The organism is Streptomyces sp. NRRL S-378 (assembly GCF_000720645.1).
In the GTDB taxonomy this organism is placed as follows: domain Bacteria; phylum Actinomycetota; class Actinomycetes; order Streptomycetales; family Streptomycetaceae; genus Streptomyces.
This window is the reverse complement of the sequence record NZ_JOBX01000021.1, coordinates 1-19,161: the sequence shown is the minus strand read 5'-3', so window position 1 is coordinate 19,161 and position 19,161 is coordinate 1. Positions and strand designations below refer to the sequence as shown.

Below are 19,161 nucleotides of genomic sequence, written 5' to 3'. Positions count from 1 at the left end.
ACGCAACGAGGGCCCGGCGCGGAAGCTGCGTACGATCGCAGTTCCCGCGCCGGGCCCCTTCCGCGTGTCCGACTGGCTCGTCCGCTACCAGGTGAAGCCGGGCTGGATCGGCATGCAGGCCTGGTCGTTGTCGCCGTTGAGGGCGTGGGCGGAGTCAGGGGCCTTGGTCGGGGCCGGCGGCGGGGCGGCCGGCGAACCGCCGGTCCGCCAGTCCTTGCCGACGAACACGACGATCCCGGCGACCTGGTCGGACTTCTGCACCGAGCCGGCGGGCAGGCCGAGGGCGGTGGCCACGGCGGCCGCGTCGGCCGCCTGGGCGTCGTTGGCGTAGCGGATCACCGATGTGTCCTCGGCGCCCGTCTGGGTGTCGGCGACGACCTTGGTGAAGCCCTTGCCGGTCAGCAGGGCGGCGACCTCGCTGGCGCGGCCCTTCACCTTGGGCTGGGCGCCGTCCTTGCCCCCGGTCGAGTTGCGGACGGTGACCGCGATCTTGGCGGGCGGCGCGGCCGTGGCGGCGGCCGTCGGGGCCGTGCTCGGCTGCTGGGCCGGGGCGGACGGCGAGGCCGGTGCGCCCGTGGCGGCGGGTGTCGCGGAGGCCGACGGGGAGCCCGAGCCCTGGCCGTCGAGGGCGATGTCCTCGCGGACCATCCTGAACAGGTCCTCGGCCTCGCCCGGCTTGGGCTCGACGCGGCCGTCCAGGCCGGGCTTGGTGCTGTAGATCCACGGCATGGTGGTCATGGTGATCCGGCCCGGCGGGACCTTCTTCAGCTCCATGCTGAGGTCGAACAGCTTGTCGATCTTGTTCAGGCCCGTGTCCACGACCATGGCCTCGATCGCCGCCTGGGCCAGGCTGTTGAGCTTGACCGGGTTGCTGAGCTTCGCGTTCTTGCGGAACTCCCGGGCCATCGAGTTCATGTACTGGTGCTGGGCGTGGGTGCGGCCTATGTCGGTGCCGTCCTCGAAGCCGTAGCGGGTGCGCAGCCACTGCAGGGCGGTCTCGCCCTGGATGACGCTCGTGCCCTTCGGCAGCTTCAGACCGGAGCCCTTGCCGTCACGGGTGCGTGAGTGCACGTTCTGCTCGACGCAGACCGGGACGCCGCCGATGGCGTCCGCCATCCGGACCACGCCCTTGAAGTCGATCATCATGAAGTGATCGATGGGGATCTTGGTCAGCTCGGTCCAGGCGGCGACGGTGCAGCCCGGTCCGCCGCGCTGGATCGACTCGTTGGTCTGGACGAGGCCCTTGCTGGCCGGGTGCACCTTGCCGCCCGGCTCGGTGCACTTGGGCATCATCAGCATCGTGTCGCGCGGCATCGAGACCACGGACATGTTGCTGCGGTCCGCGGACAGGTGCAGCAGCATCTGGACGTCCGCGAGCGGCGGGCCGTCGAAGGTGTCCGTGGCCCCGCCGAGGGCTTGGTTCTCCGCGTCGTTGCGTGCGTCGGAGCCGATCAGCAGGATGTTCAGCGGGGTCTGCCCGAAGGCGTTCGGCTTGGAACCGCCCAGCTTGTTCTCACCCAGGTTCAGCGCGTCCGTCTGGATGCTGCCGTTCAGGTGCCGGTAGTACAGGTAGCCGGCCGCCGCGGTCCCGAGTATGAGCAGGGACAGGACGCAGGAGATCCAGCGCAGTACGCGCCGGCGGCCCCGCCTGGCGGGGCGGGCGCCGGCCCTGCCGGCCGGCCTGGAGCCGCCCCTCGGTGGGGGCACCGTGCCGGGCGCGCCCGCCCCGCCGACGGGTATGTCCCCGTCGGCCTGGGCGTTCGCCCCCTCCTCCCGCACGTCGCTGTGCCTCACGCTTATCCCCCTCAAGGTCCTTCTTGGTCGACATTGCGCCGGTCCGACCGGCCACGTCCCGCTACTTGGCGCAGATCGCCTTGTCGGCCTGCGCCTGCTGGACGTCCTTGGGCAGCTCCTGCGGAACCGGCGGCGCCAGCGGGCTGCCCGCCTTCTGGAAGTCCGGACCCAACGTCAGCTTCATCGGGGTCTTCGCCGCCGCGTCCGTCGTCCCCACCTTCAGTGCGGTGGCCGGCAGCCCGAGGGCGTCCGCGAGCGCCCGGGCCTGGTCGGCCTGGTTGGGCGCGAACTCCAGCTGTGTGGCGTCGACCTTCGCGGGCGCGTTGCCCTGGTTGCTGGCCTTGGACATCCCCTTGGAGTTCTGCAGCCACTGCAGCGTGGTGGAGGCGGCGTTCTTGGGGCCGCCGCCGTTGTAGACGCTCACCCGGACGTCACCCGCGGGTGCCCGGTTGCCCTGGAGCAGCGCGTCCTGCTTGGCCTTCGCGTCCGCGTCGGCGGCTTCCTTCGCCGCCTGTTCCTTCTTCTCGACCTCCGTGAGCGAGACGTCCCCCCGGATCATCTGCAACAGCGGTTCGGCGAGACCCTGGTTGACGATGACGGTCGCCTTGCGGTTCGCCGGCTCGGCGGGGTTGTCGAGCACCGGCATGGTGGTGAAGGTGATGTTCTTGAGGTCGATGTCCTTCAACTCGCCCGCCAGGTCGGTGAGTTTGTCGATGGAGCCCAGTCCCTGGTCCACGGTCAGCGACTTGGTGGCCGCCTCCGCGAGCGAGAAGAACTTCTTCGGACTGGTCAGCGTCTCCTTGGACTTCATCTCGCGCATCATCGAACCGAGGAACTGCTGCTGGGTCTTGATGCGGTCCAGGTCGCTCTCGTTGCCGAAGGCGTGCCGGGTCCGTACGAAGGCCAGCGCCTGCTCGCCCTGCAGCCGGTGCTCGCCCTGCGGCAGTTTGAGCTTGGAGTCCTCGTCGTCGACGGCCTTCTCCAGGCAGACGGGCACGCCGCCGACCGCGGTGCTGAGGGTCTTCACCGCGTTGAAGTCGACCATCATGAAGTTGTCGACCTCGATGCCGGTGAGCTCCTTGACCGTGCGCATCGTGCAGCCCGCGTCACGGCCCTCCTGGCCCAGGCTGTTGTTGAAGCGCACGCCCTTGGTGCCGCGGATCTGCTTCGTGGTGCCGTCCGGCTGCTTCGTCGGGCAGTCCGGGATGTTGGTGATCAGGTCGCGGGGGATGGACAGCGCGGTGGCGTTGGAACGGTCCTTGGCGATGTGGAACAGGATCGTGGTGTCGGCGTGGCCGACGCTGTCCTTGTCGCCGTACCCCTCGTTGCCCGCACCACTGCGCTTGTCGGTGCCGATGACCAGGATGTTGATGGCCTGGTCCTTCTTGAAGCCGCCGGTGCCCGCGCCCGCGATGTCGGTGACGCTGAGGTTGCCGTTGAGGTGGTCGTAGTAGAGGTACGCCGCCGTGGCGCCGCCGACCAGCAGCAGCGCCAGCGTCCCGCTGGTGATCAGCAGGGCTTTCTTGCGGCGTCCGCCACCGCCACCGCCGCCCTTGCGCGCGCGGCCGCCCCTGCGGCCCCCCGGCGGGGTGTCGCCACGGCGCGGTCCCGGCACGCCGGGGGAGGTGGTGGTGGGGGCGGCAGGTGTCGAGGAGGATCTGCGCGGGGCCGCCACCTTGGGCTGCTCTCGCGCTGCGGAGTCGTTCAATTGCAGCTCGTAGTGGCCGGTGCGGGGATTGAGCACCCACTGGTCTGCGGGGTCGATCTCGTCCGCCCGCCCACGGCTTTGCGCATCCACGGTTGCTCGAATCCTCCGTCGGGTGCATCGCGACGCGCCTCCCCAAGGCGCACGGTCAACGATCCGGCTGCTGGTACCCGGTCTCCGGTCCGGCCGGGCACCGGATCGCTCACCTTATCCGTCCTGTTCGGCCGCAAACCATGGTGGTGACAAATTCCACTCCCCTTATAACGGGGCGAACTGCCCATCCCACTCGGTTCGGTCACCGGCTTTTGGGATTGCTTTACCGGCACCCGGTGTTCTCTGCGGTCGTTCCTGTGAAGGTAGGGATGGGTGCGGAGGGGGGCGAGGTTCCCTCGCCGGTCGAATTCTCTTCCGAACGCCCGCCGGAGGCGGTCGCGGCTGGAGTCGGCGTGGCGGTCGCCGGGGCCGTGGCCTGCGCCGACGCTCGTGCCGACGCCTTCGGCTGCGGCGGAGTCACCGTCACCGGTTCGTCCTCCCGCAACTGCCGGAACAGCCGTGTCGCGTCCGGTTCCACCAGCTCGTCCCGGTTGGGGTTGGGGGCGTACGGCCGGCGCGGCACGGTCAGGAACGTGATGCGATCGGTCGGTATGCCCCGTACGCCCCGTACGAGTTCGTACATGTTCCGCAGCGAGGCCAGTCCGGGGTCGGTGGTCACCGAGGAGGTCGCCGCGTCCAGCAGCGGGTACAGCCGCGCCGGGTTCAGCAGAACGCCGTTGCTCTGCACCTTCTTGACGAGCGAGCCGAGGAAGTGCTGCTGGCGGTCCATCCGTTCGGTGTCGCTGCCGTTGCCCAGGCTGTGCCGGGCGCGGACGAACCCCAGTGCCTGCTCGCCCCGGAGGGTCTGCCGGCCGGCCGGCAGCCTCAGCTTCGCCTGTACGTCGTCGACCGGCTCCTTGAGGCACACCTCCACCCCGCCCACGGCGTCGACCATCCGCTTGAACCCGCGGAAGTCGATGACCATGTGGTGGTCGATCCGGATGCCCGTGAGCTTCTCCACGGTCCGGATCGTGCAGGCGGCCCCGCCCCACTCGAACGCCCAGTTGAACTGCGCGAAGGAGACGCGCGTGCGGCTCCCGTCCGGCTGCAGGCAGGAGGGGATCTCCGTCATCAGGTCCCGGGGTATCGACACCGCCGTCGCGCTCCCGCGGTCCTGCGGCAGGTGCAGCAGGATCGTCGTGTCGGAGCGCTGGGTGCCCTTGTCCCGCCCGTACCGGGAGTTGCCCCGGCCCGAGCGCGAGTCGGAGCCGATCAGCAGGATGTTCTGGGCGCCCGTGGCCAGGGACGCCGGGCGCTCGCGCTCGTAGCGCTCCAGCTCGGCCGCGGCCGAGGTGTCCTCGGTGATGTTCCCGTCGAGCTTGTTGTAGAGCCACCAGCCGGTGGCCGCCCCCGCCAGCACCAGCAGGGTCAGCCCGAGGCCGATCCAGCGCAGCAGCCGGCGCCTGCGGTTCCGCGGAGGCCGTGGTCCGCCTCCGGCCGCATCGGTGCCGCCCGGTATGCCTGCGCTGTCCGTCACTGGCGTGCGTCCCCTCGCCGCTGCGAGCAGCCGCACGGGTGAGCACGGCCACTGCCGATCCTGCCCCCGGGGCGTCGCGGCAGCCCGGGGGCGGGGTCGTGTCTAGGGCCATGCGGGTGACAGATAGGCCGTTCCCGAGGTTGATCAGTCCGGGTGACGGGCCGCGCCCCGGTTTCAAACCGTGTGGGTGACGCGCTCGCTCTCGGTCCGCTGGGCCAGCGCCTCGGCGGAGAGCCGGTCCAGGTTCCGGCAGAGCACCACGGAGGCCCCCGCGGCCAGTGCGGCGTACAGCCCCGCGGACAGGCCCTCCCAGGTGTCGTAGCCCAGCCCGGTCAGCACCCGCGAGCCCTCGCCCAGCCCGAGCTTCGCCGCGTCCTCGCGGGCCCGGTCGACCAGAGCCGCGTGCGAGAACTCCGCACCGCCGACGACCAGCGCGGGACCGGCGGGATCGACCGGGACGAAGGGGGCGAAGCGGTCGCCCTGCCCCGGCACCTCCACCGCGTAGTCCGCGAACCCGGCCGGGGGCTGGGGGAAGCGCCCGCCCAGCGGCCGCAGGGCGAGCGCCACCCGCTCGCCGCCGCACTCCAGCGCCTCCTCCAGCGTGTCCGGACCGCTGACCACGAGATCGGCGTCACCCGGGTCCCCGCCTACCCAGGCCACGACCCCGACCGAGTCGCAGGCGAGCAGCCACACGGCGCTCTGCCAGTGCGCGGGGAGCAGCAGCGCGAGCCGGTCCCCGGGCTCGGCCCCCAGGTCGCCCTGGAGCAGGTTCGCGGTCTTGGCCACCCAATTGGCGAAGGTCGCGACGGACAATTCGACGCGTTCGCCGGTGGCGTCGTCGTAGAAGGTGACGAGCGGGCGGCCCGGATCGGCGGCGAGCGCGGATCGCAGCAGGTCGGCAGGGGTGCGGTCAATGGCGTTCACCCGGCACAGGGTACGCGGGGCCCTCCCCCGTACGGGGGTTCGCGGCTCCTCCGTACGGGGGAGGGGTATCCGCGGCGGAGCGGACGGAGCATCAGATCTCGGATGGCGCCCCGTGGGGAGCGTGCCCACCATCCTTTTCATGCGTGGATTCCTTGCTTCCTCGATCGGCGTCGCGACGGCCGCCGTACTGGCCCTGCCCCTCGCGCTCCCGACTCCAGCACTCGCCGAAACCGTCCCCGTGACCCCGGCCGGGTCCACCCAGTCGCTGCCGCTCGTCCCCATGGGACCCGCGGTGGACCGCACGCCCGGCGTCCCCGGAATGAGCGCCTCGGCCCGCGGCCCCGAGACGCAGGGCCTGGCCGCCCGTGAGGTCAAGACGTTCTCGATGGTCGGCGTCGTCTGGGACGACGTCACCACCCAGCTCAACGGCCGCGTCCAGGTCCGTACCCGCTCCGTCCGGACCGCCACCTGGTCCGACTGGCAGGACGTCGAGGTCCACAACAGCGAGCACGCGGCCGACCCCGACGCGGCGGAGCGCGACTCCGGCCGGGTCCGCGGCGCCACCGCCCCGCTGTGGGTCGGCGAGTCCGACGGCGTGGAGGTCCGCGTCGAGGCGGAACGGGACGCCCCGGCCACCCGCGCGGGCTCCCGGCTGCCGTCGGGCATGCGCATCGAACTCGTCGACCCGGGCGCGGCCACGCTCCCCGGGGCCGGCGACGGCAAGAACAGCGGCCCGGCCGACGACAAGGGCGACCTGGTCGCGCCCGGCCTGACGATGGCGATGGCCGAGGCCTCCGCGGTCAACGTGCCGCACGCCCCGCTCGGCGCGAACGAGATCACCGAACTGAACAAGGCCGACTCCACCGCCGACGCCGTCTTCGCCAGCGACGGCGAACTGACCGCGGCGGCCGCCCCGTACATCGGCCCGCGCCCGCGGATCGTCACCCGCAAGGGGTGGGGCGCGGACGAGTCCCTGCGGGAGAAGGCCTTCGCCTACACGAACACCGTGAAGGCGGCGTTCGTCCACCACAGCGCCTCCGGCAACAACTACGCCTGCAAGGACGCCCCGGCGGTCCTGCGCAGCCTGTACCGCTACCACGTGGTCAGCAGCGGCTGGCGCGACTTCGGCTACAACTTCGCCGTCGACAAGTGCGGCACGGTCTACGAGGGCCGCGCGGGCGGCGTCTCCAAGCCGGTCCTCGGCGCGCACACCATGGGCTTCAACACGGACAGCATGGGCGTGGCGGTGCTCGGCACCTTCACCTCGTCCGCACCCCCGGCCGCCGCCGTCGACGCGGTCGCCCGCCTCACGGCCTGGAAGCTCGGCCTCTTCGGCCGGGACCCGCGCGCCAAGACCACCCTGAAGTCGGGCGGCGGCAACCGCTACCCGAAGGGCAGGAACGTCTCGATGAACGTCATCTCGGGTCACCGGGACGGCTTCGCGACGGAATGCCCCGGCAAGAAGCTGTACGGCAAGCTCCCCACGACCCGCACCTCCTCGGCGAGACTCCAGGGCCGCCCGTAGGCGGGCCTGCGGCGTTCGTTGTCGGGGCGCCCGAGTACGTCCGGTACCCGGCCGCCCCTCCGCCTCGCGGTGCCTCCCCCCGGCCCTGCGGCCCTGGGGCGGCGTACCCGGGCACCCCTCCGCCTCGCGGTGCCTCCCCCCGGCCTGCGGCCCTGGGGCGGCGGCCTCATTGGGCCGGCCTCCGCGGGGCTGCAGCAGCCCCGCACCGCGCGGCTACGGGCCTGCGGCCTTCGACGGGGGCCGATGCTCGCCCCGTGGTTCGGCCGCCGGCCAGAGCCGGGTCTTCGTGCAGGCGCAGGCGCAGGCGCGGGCTCGGGTTCCGGGGCGGGCTACGCTCGATCCATGGCCGGCCGTTTCGAACCCCTCAACCGCACCGCCGTGCGCGGCGGGCGCACCGCCGTGCCGCCGGGGCGGGGGAGCGGCGTCGGCGGCGGGGGAGCGGCACGCCGTTGGACCCCCGACGGCCCGGTCGACCTCGGCCTCACCCTCGGCCCGCTCCGCCGCGGCCCCGGCGACCCCACCTTCCGCACCACGCCCGACGGCTCCGTCTGGCGCGCCACCCGGACCCCCGACGGGCCCGCCACCCTCCGCGTCTCCCGGGCCGGGACGGACATCGACGCCGAGGCCTGGGGCGCCGGCGCCGCATGGCTCCTCGACCGCCTGCCCGTCCTCCTCGGCGCGGGCGACGACCCGGCGGTCTTCGTCCCCCGCCACCGCCTCGTGCACGCCAGCCACCGCCGCCGCCCCGGCCTGCGCCTGACCCGCACCGGCCTGGTGCTGGAGTCCCTGATCCCCACGGTCCTGGAGCAGAAGGTCACCGCCGACGAGGCCTACCGCGCATGGCGGCGCCTGGTGCGGCAGTACGGCGAGCCCGCACCCGGCCCGCACGGGCAGGACCTGTACGTCATGCCCGACCCCCGCACCTGGGCGCTGATCCCGTCCTGGGACTGGCACCGGGCCGGGGTCGACGCCAAGCGCTCCGACACCATCGTCCGGGCCGTCCGCGTCGCGAACCGCCTGGAGGAGGCCGCAACCATGGACCTGCCCGAGGCCGTGCGTCGCCTGGAGGCCGTCCCCGGCGTCGGCCCGTGGACCTCCGCCGAGACCCTCCAGCGCAGCAACGGCCATCCCGACGCCGTCACCACGGGTGACCTGCACCTGCCCGGGATCATCGGCTACGCCCTCGCGGACGACCGCGACGCCGACGACGCCGCGATGCTGGAGCTCCTCGCCCCGTACGAGGGCCAGCGCCACCGCGCGGCCCGCCTGATCCTCCTCGCCGGCCGCACCCCGCCCCGCCGCGCCCCGCGCATGTACCGCAGCGACATCGGCCGCTTCTAGGCCCGCCCCGGCCGGGCGCCCCGGCCCGCAGGGCTCGCCGCAGGCAGCCCGTCAGCGGACCTCTATGAAGTCCTCCGGCGAACGTCCCGGCCGCTGCGGCGGGGCCGCCGCCGGGTGGCCGACGGCCACCGTCCCCATCGGGTCCCAGTCCGACGGCAGGTCCAGCACCTCCCGCACCACGTCCCGGCAGAACATGGTCGAGGACACCCACGCCGACCCCAGCCGCTCACCGGCCAGTGCGACGAGCAGGTTCTGCACCCCCGCACCCATGGCCACCACGAACATCTCCCGCTCCGCGGCGTCCCGCCGGGCGTGTCCGTAGTGGTGCGCCCCGTCCGTCACCAGACACGGCACCACCAGGTACGGGGCGGCCCGCAGCACGTCCCCGCGCCGTACCCGCTTGGCGATGGACTCCTCGGACTTGCCGTCCGACCGCAGGTCCGCGATCCACGCGTCCCGCATCGCGTCCAGCAGCCGCACCCGCGAGGCCTCGGACTCCAGCAGCACGAACCGCCACGGCGTCGTGTGGTGCGGGGCCGGGGCCGTCACGGCCGCGGCCACCGCCCGCCGCACCGCGCCCGGGTCCACCGGCTCCGCCGTGAAGGCCCGTACGGTCCGGCGCTGGGTGACGGCCTCCCGGACCGCCTCCGAGGTCCCCAGCCGGAACATGTCGTCGGCCGGCGCCCGCACCAGGTCCCGCGCCGAGGCGCCCTCCCCCAGGACGTGCGCCAGTCCCCGTACGACGGCCACCGGCAGGCCGGCCGCCTTGCCCTTGACCAGGTCGCCGGCGGCGGCGAGCTCGTCCGCCGTCGCCACCACCGTCGCGCTCAGCGGATTGCCGTGGGCGTCGGTGCCGCCGCGCAGGTCGTCCAGGACCCGCACCCCGGCGGAGCCGATGGCCACGTCCGTCAACCCGTTGCGCCACGGCCGCCCGAAGGTGTCCGTGACGACCACGCCCACGTCCACGGAGAGCGCGTCGCGCACCCCGGTTCGGATCGCCGCAGCCGAGGCGTCCGGGTCCTCCGGGAGCAACAGGACCGTGCCGGGGGCGGTGTTGGAGGCGTCCACGCCGGCCGCGGCCATCACCAGGCCCTGCCGGTTCTCGACGATCCGCAGGGGTCCCCGGCGCGCGACCACCCGTACGGTCTCCGCGTCGATGGCGGCCTCGCGCGAGTCCGCCCGCACGATCCGGCCCTCGGCCTTGGAGACGATCTTCGAGGTGACGAGCAGGACGTCACCGTCGCGCAGATCGGGGGCGGCCGCCGTGATCACCTTCGCCAGGTCGTCGCCCGGCCTGACCTCCGGTATCCCGTCGACGGCCCGCACCTCGTACGAGGGCGCCGCCGTCACCGAGAGGCCTCCGCCAGCTCCAGCGCGGCCCGGGCCATCTCGGCGGTGGCCTCCAGGTCGGTCATCATCAGCGGCACCGCACGGCAGGTGATCCCGGCGGCCTCCACCTCGGCGACGGCGTCCGCGTCGGAGGTGTCGACCAGCCAGCCGTCGAGCAGTCCGGTCCCGTAGTGCAGGGCGACCGCGGCGGCCGTGGACTCGACGCCCACCGCGGCGAGCACCTTGTCGGCCATCCCGCGCACCGGCGCACCGCCGACGATGGGGGACAGGCCCACGACGGGGGCGTCGGCGGCGGCCACGGCGTCCCGGATGCCGGGCACGGCGAGGATCGTGCCGACCGACACCACCGGGTTGGACGGCGGGAGGACGATCACGTCGGCAGCGGCGATGGCCTCCAGCACGCCGGGCGCGGGCTTGGCCTGTTCGGCCCCCACGGGTACGACGGCCTCCGCGTCCACCGAGGCGCGCAGCCGGACCCAGTACTCCTGGAAGTGGATGACCCGGCGCTCGCCGGTTCCGGCCTCGGTGATCGCGACGTGGGTCTCGACCCGGTCGTCGGACATGGGCAGCAGCCGGACGCCGGGCTGCCAGCGGTCGCAGAGGGCCTCGGTGACGGCGCTGAGCGGGTAGCCGGCGCCGAGCATCTGCGTGCGGACGATGTGGGTGGCGAAGTCGCGGTCGCCGAGGCCGAACCAGGTGGGTCCGACCCCGTAGGCGGCGAGTTCCTCCTTGACGGTGAAGGACTCGTCGGTGCGGCCCCAGCCCTGGTCCTCGTTGATGCCACCGCCGAGGGTGTACATCACCGTGTCCAGGTCGGGGCAGACCTTGAGCCCGAAGAGGTGGATGTCGTCACCGGTGTTGCCGATGACGGTGATGTCCGCGTCGGGCACCGCCGACTTGAGTCCGCGAAGGAAGCGGGCGCCGCCTATACCGCCGGCCAGAACAACAATGCGCATGCACCGAAGTGTCGCAGGCGGGCGGAGGTCAGGCGGGGACGGACTCGGATTCGGCCGGGGAGCAGCTGTGCATCGGCATCTCGGTCAGTCCGGGGAAGTAGACGTGCAGGCTGACCGCGCCTTCGAGGGTGTCGTTGACGACCTCGTGGGCGTAGCCGGGGGCGAAGACCCGCTGGCCGCCGGCGCGGTGGGTGAGGCGTCCGCGGGAGGTGTGCTCGGTGAGCTCGCCCTCCAGAACGGTCAGGACGCCGGAGGAGGCTCCGTGGTCGTGCAGGCCGCTGCCCTGGCCGGGTACCCAGCTGAGCAGCCAGACCTCGTAGCCGGGGCCGGTGCGCAGCCGGTGGTACCAGCGGGTGGTGGCGTCGTACTGGACGAGGTGCTCCCAGGAGGCGCGGTCCTCGGCGATGGAGCGGGCCAGGCCGACGAACTCGGCGACGGTGGCCGGGTGTTCGCGGGCGGGCTGGAGGAGGTGCTGGACGGCGAGGATGTCGCCGGCGATCTGGAGGTCGCTCTCGACGGTCGCGGCTGCGGTCGCGGGGACGGCGGCGGGTGCGGCGGCGGCGTTGGTGGTGCTGTTCATCGGGGTGTACCTCGACGGATGTCAGTCGTGCTGGCGGTCGCTGTGGGGTGGGGCCGGAGCTCTGGGGAGCCGAGGCTCCACGGGCATCAACAGCAGCAACAGCAACAGCGAACCTGGGCAGCGCACAGGAACCCACGAATGGGGGTCCGGGTGGTGGCTGCAGGCGCTGACATGCGAACAAGGAGAACGGGTCCGGGGTCCGGCTGTCAACCCAATGTCCGGTTTGGGGTAAAAGTTTCACCTCATCCGGTTACCGTGTGCGGAGAAAGGTTTGTGCAGTCCGTGGCAGGGGAGGTGGCGCTGCGTCGGGACTCAAACCGATTCAGCCATGTCGTGACCTGAATGTGATCTACGCCGCTCTTCCGGGGTGATCGCAACCCCGTTTCCGGGGCACGCGTGGATAGCGGGTGAAGGTGACATCTCGTGACGTCGATGGCATGTGTCACGATTTTTGGCGATATGAACACTTTCTGCATAGGCTTGGTTCCGCAGAGTGAATAAGGGGCCCAATAGCAGATCTCGGCTTGACTGCCCCGGAGCCACGCACTTGTAATTTCACTCGTGTCGTTACGTAGCTATGAGTGACGACGTGACCACGGGGACGCACCAACAGAGCGAGGGGCGCACATGACCGAGCTGTTTCAGGAACTGCTGGTCGAGGAAGCGGACGAGGAGCTCGGATGGCAGGAGCGCGCTCTGTGCGCCCAGACCGACCCCGAATCCTTCTTTCCCGAGAAGGGCGGCTCCACCCGCGAGGCCAAGAAGGTCTGCCTCGCCTGTGAGGTCCGCTCCGAATGCCTCGAGTACGCCCTCGCCAACGACGAGCGATTCGGCATCTGGGGCGGCCTGTCCGAGCGCGAACGCCGCCGCCTGAAAAAGGCAGCCGTCTGACACCGCCGGAGCACCACCCGCGGCACCCGCAGCACCCCGCACGACATATCCGAATATCCGCGCAAGGCGTCGACCACGACGCACAGCCGAACACAGAGCACCACACACGGTCCGCCTCCTGCACCTTCCCCGCAGGAGGCGGACCGCTGCTTTGGCAGCCGTTAGGGTAAGGCGCTGTCCAGCAGCCTCCGAGGGCACACCACCCCCGGACCCCCGGCCGGAGGGCCCGTACCGCGATGTCCCTGCACAGCCAGACGACGGCCTCCCACCAGGCCCCCGTCACACCCGAGTTCCCCCGGCACGTCGTCACCGCGGTCCTCGTCGCCCACGACGGCGCCCGCTGGCTGCCCCGGACGCTCGCCGGCCTCCTCGGCCAGGAACGCCCCGCGCAGAACCACGTCGCCGCCGACACCGGCAGCGCCGACGAGTCCGCACGGCTGCTCACCGACGCCCTCGGCGACGACCACGTCCTGCACCTCGCCCGCCGCACCGGATTCGGCACCGCCGTCGACGAAGCCGCCCGCACCGCCGGCACCCTCACCCCCGAGGACCTCCCGTACCTCAAGCGCCCCAGCGGCTGGGACCCCGTCAGCCGCACCTGGCGCGACGACGCCTACGACCTCCCCGACCTCCCCCACGGCGAACCCGTCCAGTGGCTCTGGCTGCTCCACGACGACAGCGCCCCCGAACCGGACGCCCTCGCCGAACTGCTCCGCGTCGCCGACGAGAACCCCGACGCCGCGATCATCGGTCCCAAGCTCCGCGGCTGGTACGACAAGAAGCAGCTCCTCGAAGCCGGCGTCACCATCGCCCGCAGCGGCCGCCGCTGGACCGGCCTCGACCGCCGCGAACAGGACCAGGGCCAGCACGACCAGGTCCGCCCCGTCCTGTCCGTCTCCACCGCCGGCATGCTCGTGCGCCGCGACGTCTACGACGACCTCGGCGGCTTCGACCGGCGCCTGCCCCTCATGCGCGACGACGTCGACCTGTGCTGGCGTGCCCAGAGCGCCGGCCACACCGTCCTCGTCGCCCCCGACGCCGTCATGCGCCACGCCGAGGCCTCCGCCCGCGAACGCCGCACCGTCGACTGCGCCGGCCGCACCACCGCGAGCCCGCACCGCGTCGACAAGGCCGGCGCCGTCTACACGATCCTCGCCAACAGCTCCGGCCGCGCCCTGCCCTACGTACTGCTGCGCGTCCTCCTCGGCACCGTGCTGCGCACCCTCGCCTACCTCATCGGCAAGGCCCCCGGCCAGGCCGTCGACGAGATCACCGGCCTCCTCGCCACCCTGCTGCGACCCGGCCGCCTCCTCGGCGCCCGCAGGGCCCGCCGCCGCCCCGCCGTCCCCGCCTCCGAACTGCGCCGGCTCTTCCCCCCGCCGGGAGCCTCCCTGCGGGCCAACGCCGACCAGCTCGCCGGCTACTTCGGCGGCGACCGCCACACCGACTCCGCCCCCGCCGGCCGGCACGGCGGAGGCAGCATCCTGACCGCACCCGCCGAGGACGGCGACTACCAGGAGACCGAGCGCTTCGCACGCCTCAAGCGGATCGCGCGCAACCCCGCACCCTTCCTCTTCGGACTCCTCCTTCTGGTCTCCCTCGCCGCCTGCCGCGCCCTGATCGGCGGCGGCTCCCTCATGGGCGGCGCCCTGCTGCCCGCCCCCGCCGGCGGCCTCGACCTCTGGAGCGTCCACACCGACAGCTGGCACCCCGTCGGCACCGGCTCCACCGCCGCCGCACCGCCCTACCTGGCCGCCCTCGGCGCCCTCTCCACCCTGCTGTTCGGCTCCACCCAGGCCGCCCTGACCCTCCTGCTCGTCGGATCCGTCCCGCTGGCCGGCCTCACCGCCTACTTCGCCTCCCGCCCACTCGTCGAATCCCGGCTGCTGCGCGCCTGGGCCGCCACCGCCTACGCCTTCCTCCCCGCGGTCACCGGTGCCCTCGCCGGCGGCCGCCTCGGCACCGCCGTCCTCGCCGTCGTGCTCCCCCTCATCGCCCGCTCCGCCGTCGCCGCCTTCGGCCTCGGCGAGCTCGGGAGCACCACCGAACAGCGCGGCGGCTGGCGCGCGGTGTGGACGTGCACGCTGCTGCTGACCCTGGCCACCGCCTTCACCCCGGTCCTCTGGCCGCTCGCCGTCCTCCTCGGCGCCGCCGCGCTCGTCCTGCGCCGCGCGCAGTGGAAGACGTACGGGCTGCGGCTGCTCGCCGTCCTCGCCGTGCCCCTCCTCGTCCTCGCCCCCTGGTCGCTGGGCCTGCTCACCCACCCCGGCCGCTTCCTCCAGGAGGCCGGACTGCCCTTCGGAGCCGGCTCCGCGGGCGCGCCCGACCTGCTCGGCATCAGCCCCGGCGGTCCCGGCACCAGCGCCCGCCTGATCCTCGTCGGCATCGTCCTCGCCGCCCTGGCCGCCCTGCTCCGCGCCGACCGGCAGTTCGCCGTCCGTGCCGCCTGGGCCACCGCCCTGGCCGCCCTCCTCCTCGCGGTCCTCGCCAACCGGACCGCCTGGGCCGGACCCGCCACCCTCGTGTACGGACTCGCCCTCCTCGCGGCCGCCACGGTCGGCGCGGACGGGGCCAAGCACCGGGTCGCCGCCCGCAACTTCGGCTGGCGCCAGCCGGTGGCCGCGCTCATCGCCCTCGCCGCGGCCGCGGGCCCGCTGATCGCCGCGGCCACCTGGATGCTCGCCGGCGCCGACGGCCCGCTCCAGCGCCGCGACCCGGTACAGGTACCGGCCTTCGTCGCCGACGCCGGCGGCGACGACAACCAGACCCGCACCCTGCTCCTCGACGTCGACGGGCCCGCCACGGTCTCCTACAGCCTCGTCCGCGGCCCCGGCGGCCGCATCGGCGACGCCGAGATCGCCGCCCGGACCGGCGACGACCCCCGCCTCGACAAGGTCGTCTCCAACCTCGTCGCCGGCTCCGGCGCCGACCAGTCCAGCCAGCTCAGCGCCTACGCCATCCGCTTCGTGATGTTCCGACCCGGCGGCCCCGAGGACATCCGCCGCGTCCTCGACGCCACCCCCGGCCTGAGCCGCCGCCACCAGCAGGACGGCACCGCGCTGTGGGGCGTCGAACCCTGGCTGCCGCGCGCCGTCATCGTCTCCGCCAAGCAGGGCGAGGCCCCGATCCCGGTCGCCGCCGGTCCCGTGGAGGTCCACGCCAAGATCCCCGCCGGCGAGCCGGGCCGCGTCCTGCGCATCGCCGACCGGGCCGACGCGGGCTGGCAGGCCACCGTCGACGGCAAACCGCTCGAGCCCAAGACCCTCGACGGCTGGGCACAGGGATTCGAACTCCCCGCCGGCGGAGGCCGCCTCGACCTCGTCCACGAGGGCTCCCTGCTGCGGACCGTCTGGAACTGGACCCAGGGCCTGCTCGTCCTGGTCCTGCTGGTCATGGCCCTGCCCGGCCGGCGTGCCGAACTCGACGACGACCTGCCCGAGGAGGAGGCCGCGCCCGCCTCCGGGCCCGGTCCCGGCGAGGCCGGCGAGGGCCGCCGCGCCCGCAGGCTCCGCGCCGGGGCGGAAGCGGACACCGCCCCCGGCCCCGTGGAGACCGCCACCGCCGCCGACCCGTACGCGCAGATCCCCGCGCAGCCGGTCTACGGCGAGGAGTCGTACGCGTACCAGGCGTACGGCGACCAGGACGGCTACGCGTACGAGCCCCAGCAGCCCCAGCAGCCGCATCAGGAGCAGTACGCCTACGAGCAGTACCCCGGCTACGACCAGCAGCAGGGCGGCGCCCCCTACGGGACCCCGTACCCGCAGCAGCACCAGCAGGTCCACGGCCAGGACCCGCAGCAGTACCCCTACGCGTACGAGCCCCACGAGCAGTACCCACCGCACGACGCCCACCCCCACGACCCGCGTCCCGACGGGAGCCCCCAGCAGTGAAGCAGCGCGCACCCCTGACGCTGGCGGCCGTGGCCGCGGCACTGGCCGCCATCACCGGCGCGGCCGCCCTCACCGCGCCCGCGGGCGGGGCACACGACGGCAAGGCGGCGACGTCCGCCCGGATGCCGGTGGAGCGGTCCCTGCTGGTGTGCCCCGGCCCCAGCTCCTCGGACATCGCCGAGACCACGTACACGTCGTTCACGCCCGGCGCCCCCTCCGGCGAGGCCAAGGGATCGGCCCGGCTGCTCGGCGCCACCAAGGACGCCAAACCCGTCCTGGAGCCCAAGGAGCCCGGCAAGCCCGTCGGCGCCACCGCCAACGGGGCCGACGCCCCCGCCCTCACCGGAAGCGCCGACGGGGTCCTGGCCCCCGGCTGGACGGCACAGCTGACCACCAAGGTCACGGTCGGCCGGGCCCGGGGCGTACTCGGCGTCGGCTGCACCGCGCCCGGCACCGACTTCTGGTTCCCCGGCGTCAGTACCGCCAAGGGCCGCGAGGACTACGTCCACCTCACCAACCCCGACGACGCGGCGGCCGTCGTCGACATCACGCTCTTCGGCCCCGACGGCGTGGCCAAGCCCGACGCGGGCACCGGCGAGAACATCCGGGTCGACGCCAAGTCCACCAAGACGGTCCTGCTCTCCTCCCTCCTCCCGGCCACCCAGCTCGCCGACGCCACCGCCCACGTGACGACCCGCGCGGGCCGCGTGGGCGCCTCCGTCCAGGTCGGTGAGGAGAACGTGGGCGCCGACTGGCTGCCCGCCTCCACCGACCCGGCAGGCTCACTGGTGCTGCCCGGCATCCCGGCGGACGCCGCCTCCGTACGGCTGGTCGCCTTCGTGCCCGGCGAGGAGGACGCGGACCTCAAGCTGCGCCTCGCCGGACCGGGCGGCGCCATCAGCCCGGCCGGCAGCGAGCAACTGCACGTCAAGGCGGGGATGACGGCGGTCATGGACCTCAAGGACCTGACCCGCGGCGAGCCCGGCTCGCTGGTGCTGACCCCGAAGGACCCCAAGAAGGCCGCCCCGCTGGTCGCGGCGGTCCGCGTGGTCCGCGGCAGCGGCGTCAAGCAGGAGCTCGGCTTCATCCCGGCCACCCGGCCGGTCGGGAGCCGGGCGACCGTCGCGGACAACCGGCCGGAGCAGAACACCACCCTGCTGTCGCTGACCGCCCCGAGCGCCGACGCCAAGGTCAAGGTGACGGCGTCGCCGGGCACCGGCGGCGGCGAGCCGGCCTCCCAGGAGGTCACGGTCAAGGCCGGCACCACGCAGACGCTCGCCCTGGCCCCCGCCGGCGGCAAGGGCTCCTACGCCCTCACCGTCGAGACCGTCTCGGGCGGCCCGGTCCACGCGGCCCGCACCCTGTCCCTCCCGGAAGACGGGATCGCGATGTTCACCGTCCAGGGCCTCTCCGACGACCGCTCCACGGTGTCGGTGCCCAAGGCCGCGCAGGACCTCTCCGTCCTGACCAGGTGACGGGACGGAACCCCCGCCGCGTCCGGATCAGTCCTGGCCGTAGCGGGGGTCCACCGTCTCGGGAGTGAGGCCGAGCAGCTCCGCCACCTGCTCCACCACGATCTCGTGGACCAGCATCGCCTTCTCGTCGCGCGACTTCGTACGGATCTCCACAGGCCGCCGGAAGACCACGATCCGGGCAGGCCGTCCCTGGCGCGACTCCGACACCGCACCGAGCGGCACCGCCTCGTCGTTCCAGCCGCCGTCCGCACCGCCCGGCGGCCCCGGCACGTCACCGACCAGGAACTCCACCTCCGACAGCTGCGGCCAGCGCCGCTCCAGCCGTTCGACGGAGTCCCGTACGAGATCCCCGAACAGCTCCGCCCGGCTCGCCGCCAGGGGCACCTGCGGAGGGGCCAGCGGACCGCGCATCCCGCGCCCGTGCCGGTCCCGCCGACGCGTTCTGGGTTCGACGGGGACCCCCGCGGGGGGCTCGGCGGGGCAAGGGGGCAGAGGGCTGTCCGTCACCCCCGCAGGGTAGCTCCGAGCACGACACGGGGGAGCGAGCAGCGGTGGAGTCGTCGCGGCCCGGTCAAGAGTGCGGTACCGTCCAACGTCGTGAGCCTTGTACGTCGCTGTTCGCGCACCGCGTGCGGCCGCCCTGCCGTCGCGACACTGACGTACGTCTACGCCGATTCGACCGCAGTTCTCGGCCCGCTCGCCACATACGCCGAACCCCACTGCTACGACCTGTGCGCCGAGCACTCGGAACGCCTGACAGCCCCGCGGGGCTGGGAGGTCGTCCGGCTGTCGGACGGGTCCGGTCCGTCGCGTCCCAGCGGCGACGACCTCGAAGCCCTGGCCAACGCCGTTCGCGAAGCGGCCCGCCCGCCGGGCCGCGCGCCCGGGTCCGGCGGATCCGGCAAGGGCGGCCAGTCCACCGGCGAGACGCGCCGCGGACACCTCCGCGTCCTCCGATCGCCGGAATCCTGACCTCGGGTCATCTGCGGTGTCGCTGCGGGTTCAGGGTAGGTTTTGCCGAACCGCACAGAACCTCAGGAGGGCAGGCAGTGGCCGCAGATCTTTCGAACATCGTCAAGGCGTATGACGTGCGTGGCGTTGTGCCGGACGAGTGGGACGAGTTGCTGGCGGAGCTGTTCGGTGCTGCTTTCGTCGAGGTC

General features: G+C 73.2%; 14 protein-coding genes. 6 read left to right on the top strand and 8 right to left on the bottom strand.

All coding sequences use genetic code 11. The features are described from left to right. Positions 1–84: 84 nt before the first annotated feature. The 4 genes from IH80_RS0117090 to IH80_RS0117075 all read right to left on the bottom strand — a co-directional run bounded on the left by IH80_RS0117090 (position 85) and on the right by IH80_RS0117075 (position 5,993). On the bottom strand, positions 85–1,794 hold the full coding sequence (locus IH80_RS0117090; protein WP_234432269.1) for an LCP family protein: 1,710 nt from the start codon (positions 1,792–1,794) through the stop codon (positions 85–87). A 61-nt stretch (positions 1,795–1,855) separates the two neighbouring features. Further along, positions 1,856–3,592, bottom strand: coding sequence for an LCP family protein (locus tag IH80_RS0117085; protein ID WP_030961382.1), 1,737 nt, complete (start codon positions 3,590–3,592; stop codon positions 1,856–1,858). 223 nt (positions 3,593–3,815) lie between these two features. Further along, positions 3,816–5,069, bottom strand: coding sequence for an LCP family protein (locus IH80_RS0117080; RefSeq protein ID WP_030961381.1), 1,254 nt, complete (start codon positions 5,067–5,069; stop codon positions 3,816–3,818). A 174-nt stretch (positions 5,070–5,243) separates the two neighbouring features. After that, positions 5,244–5,993, bottom strand: a complete 750-nt coding sequence (locus IH80_RS0117075; RefSeq protein ID WP_030961379.1) for a TIGR03089 family protein — start codon at positions 5,991–5,993, stop codon at positions 5,244–5,246. 139 nt (positions 5,994–6,132) lie between these two features. Here IH80_RS0117075 and IH80_RS0117070 point away from each other — a divergent pair, with 139 nt between their 5' ends. Both IH80_RS0117070 and IH80_RS0117065 read left to right on the top strand, forming a co-directional pair. After that, complete coding sequence (locus IH80_RS0117070) at positions 6,133–7,518, top strand: peptidoglycan recognition protein (protein ID WP_030961378.1); 1,386 nt, start codon at positions 6,133–6,135, stop codon at positions 7,516–7,518. Between the two features lie 342 nt (positions 7,519–7,860). After that, positions 7,861–8,859 carry a DNA-3-methyladenine glycosylase family protein gene (locus IH80_RS0117065; RefSeq protein ID WP_030961377.1) on the top strand — a complete coding sequence of 333 codons (999 nt, stop codon included), beginning with the start codon at positions 7,861–7,863 and terminating at the stop codon, positions 8,857–8,859. A gap of 51 nt (positions 8,860–8,910) precedes the next feature. Here IH80_RS0117065 and IH80_RS0117060 read toward each other — a convergent pair whose 3' ends face one another. The 3 genes from IH80_RS0117060 to IH80_RS0117050 are packed head-to-tail and all read right to left on the bottom strand — an operon-like array spanning position 8,911 to position 11,745. Further along, positions 8,911–10,209: a coenzyme F420-0:L-glutamate ligase gene (locus tag IH80_RS0117060; protein WP_030961376.1), complete on the bottom strand. Its 1,299-nt coding sequence runs from the start codon at positions 10,207–10,209 to the stop codon at positions 8,911–8,913. Further along, positions 10,206–11,165: a 2-phospho-L-lactate transferase gene (gene cofD / locus IH80_RS0117055; protein WP_030961374.1), complete on the bottom strand. Its 960-nt coding sequence runs from the start codon at positions 11,163–11,165 to the stop codon at positions 10,206–10,208. The genes IH80_RS0117060 and cofD overlap by 4 nt, the downstream gene beginning before the upstream one ends. Positions 11,166–11,193: 28 nt before the next feature. Further along, on the bottom strand, positions 11,194–11,745 hold the full coding sequence (locus tag IH80_RS0117050) for a cysteine dioxygenase (RefSeq protein ID WP_234432268.1): 552 nt from the start codon (positions 11,743–11,745) through the stop codon (positions 11,194–11,196). Positions 11,746–12,372: 627 nt separating this feature from the next. On the opposite strand from IH80_RS0117050, the gene IH80_RS0117045 reads away from it, so the two are divergent. The 3 genes from IH80_RS0117045 to IH80_RS0117035 all read left to right on the top strand — a co-directional run bounded on the left by IH80_RS0117045 (position 12,373) and on the right by IH80_RS0117035 (position 18,001). Next, complete coding sequence (locus tag IH80_RS0117045) at positions 12,373–12,636, top strand: WhiB family transcriptional regulator (protein WP_003983763.1); 264 nt, start codon at positions 12,373–12,375, stop codon at positions 12,634–12,636. Positions 12,637–12,872: 236 nt separating this feature from the next. Then, on the top strand, positions 12,873–16,526 hold the full coding sequence (locus IH80_RS0117040) for a glycosyltransferase (protein ID WP_030961368.1): 3,654 nt from the start codon (positions 12,873–12,875) through the stop codon (positions 16,524–16,526). Next, positions 16,523–18,001, top strand: coding sequence for a DUF5719 family protein (locus tag IH80_RS0117035; RefSeq protein WP_030961367.1), 1,479 nt, complete (start codon positions 16,523–16,525; stop codon positions 17,999–18,001). Before IH80_RS0117040 ends, IH80_RS0117035 begins: the two co-directional genes overlap by 4 nt. A 27-nt stretch (positions 18,002–18,028) precedes the next feature. Here IH80_RS0117035 and IH80_RS0117030 read toward each other — a convergent pair whose 3' ends face one another. After that, positions 18,029–18,508 carry a metallopeptidase family protein gene (locus IH80_RS0117030; RefSeq protein ID WP_078906579.1) on the bottom strand — a complete coding sequence of 160 codons (480 nt, stop codon included), beginning with the start codon at positions 18,506–18,508 and terminating at the stop codon, positions 18,029–18,031. 90 nt (positions 18,509–18,598) lie between these two features. Between IH80_RS0117030 and IH80_RS0117025 the strand changes: the two genes are divergently transcribed. Next, positions 18,599–18,973 carry a DUF3499 domain-containing protein gene (locus IH80_RS0117025; RefSeq protein ID WP_030961363.1) on the top strand — a complete coding sequence of 125 codons (375 nt, stop codon included), beginning with the start codon at positions 18,599–18,601 and terminating at the stop codon, positions 18,971–18,973. Positions 18,974–19,161: the final 188 nt, after the last annotated feature.

What these genes read in the sequence shown, in the direction of transcription:
- IH80_RS0117070 (WP_030961378.1), top strand. Translation starts at nt 6,133, where the DNA reads ATGCGTGGATTCCTTGCTTCCTCGATCGGCGTCGCGACGGCCGCCGTA.
- IH80_RS0117065 (WP_030961377.1), top strand. Translation starts at nt 7,861, where the DNA reads ATGGCCGGCCGTTTCGAACCCCTCAACCGCACCGCCGTGCGCGGCGGG.
- cofD (WP_030961374.1), bottom strand. Translation starts at nt 11,165, where the DNA reads ATGCGCATTGTTGTTCTGGCCGGCGGTATAGGCGGCGCCCGCTTCCTT.
- IH80_RS0117050 (WP_234432268.1), bottom strand. Translation starts at nt 11,745, where the DNA reads ATGAACAGCACCACCAACGCCGCCGCCGCACCCGCCGCCGTCCCCGCG.
- IH80_RS0117045 (WP_003983763.1), top strand. Translation starts at nt 12,373, where the DNA reads ATGACCGAGCTGTTTCAGGAACTGCTGGTCGAGGAAGCGGACGAGGAG.
- IH80_RS0117040 (WP_030961368.1), top strand. Translation starts at nt 12,873, where the DNA reads ATGTCCCTGCACAGCCAGACGACGGCCTCCCACCAGGCCCCCGTCACA.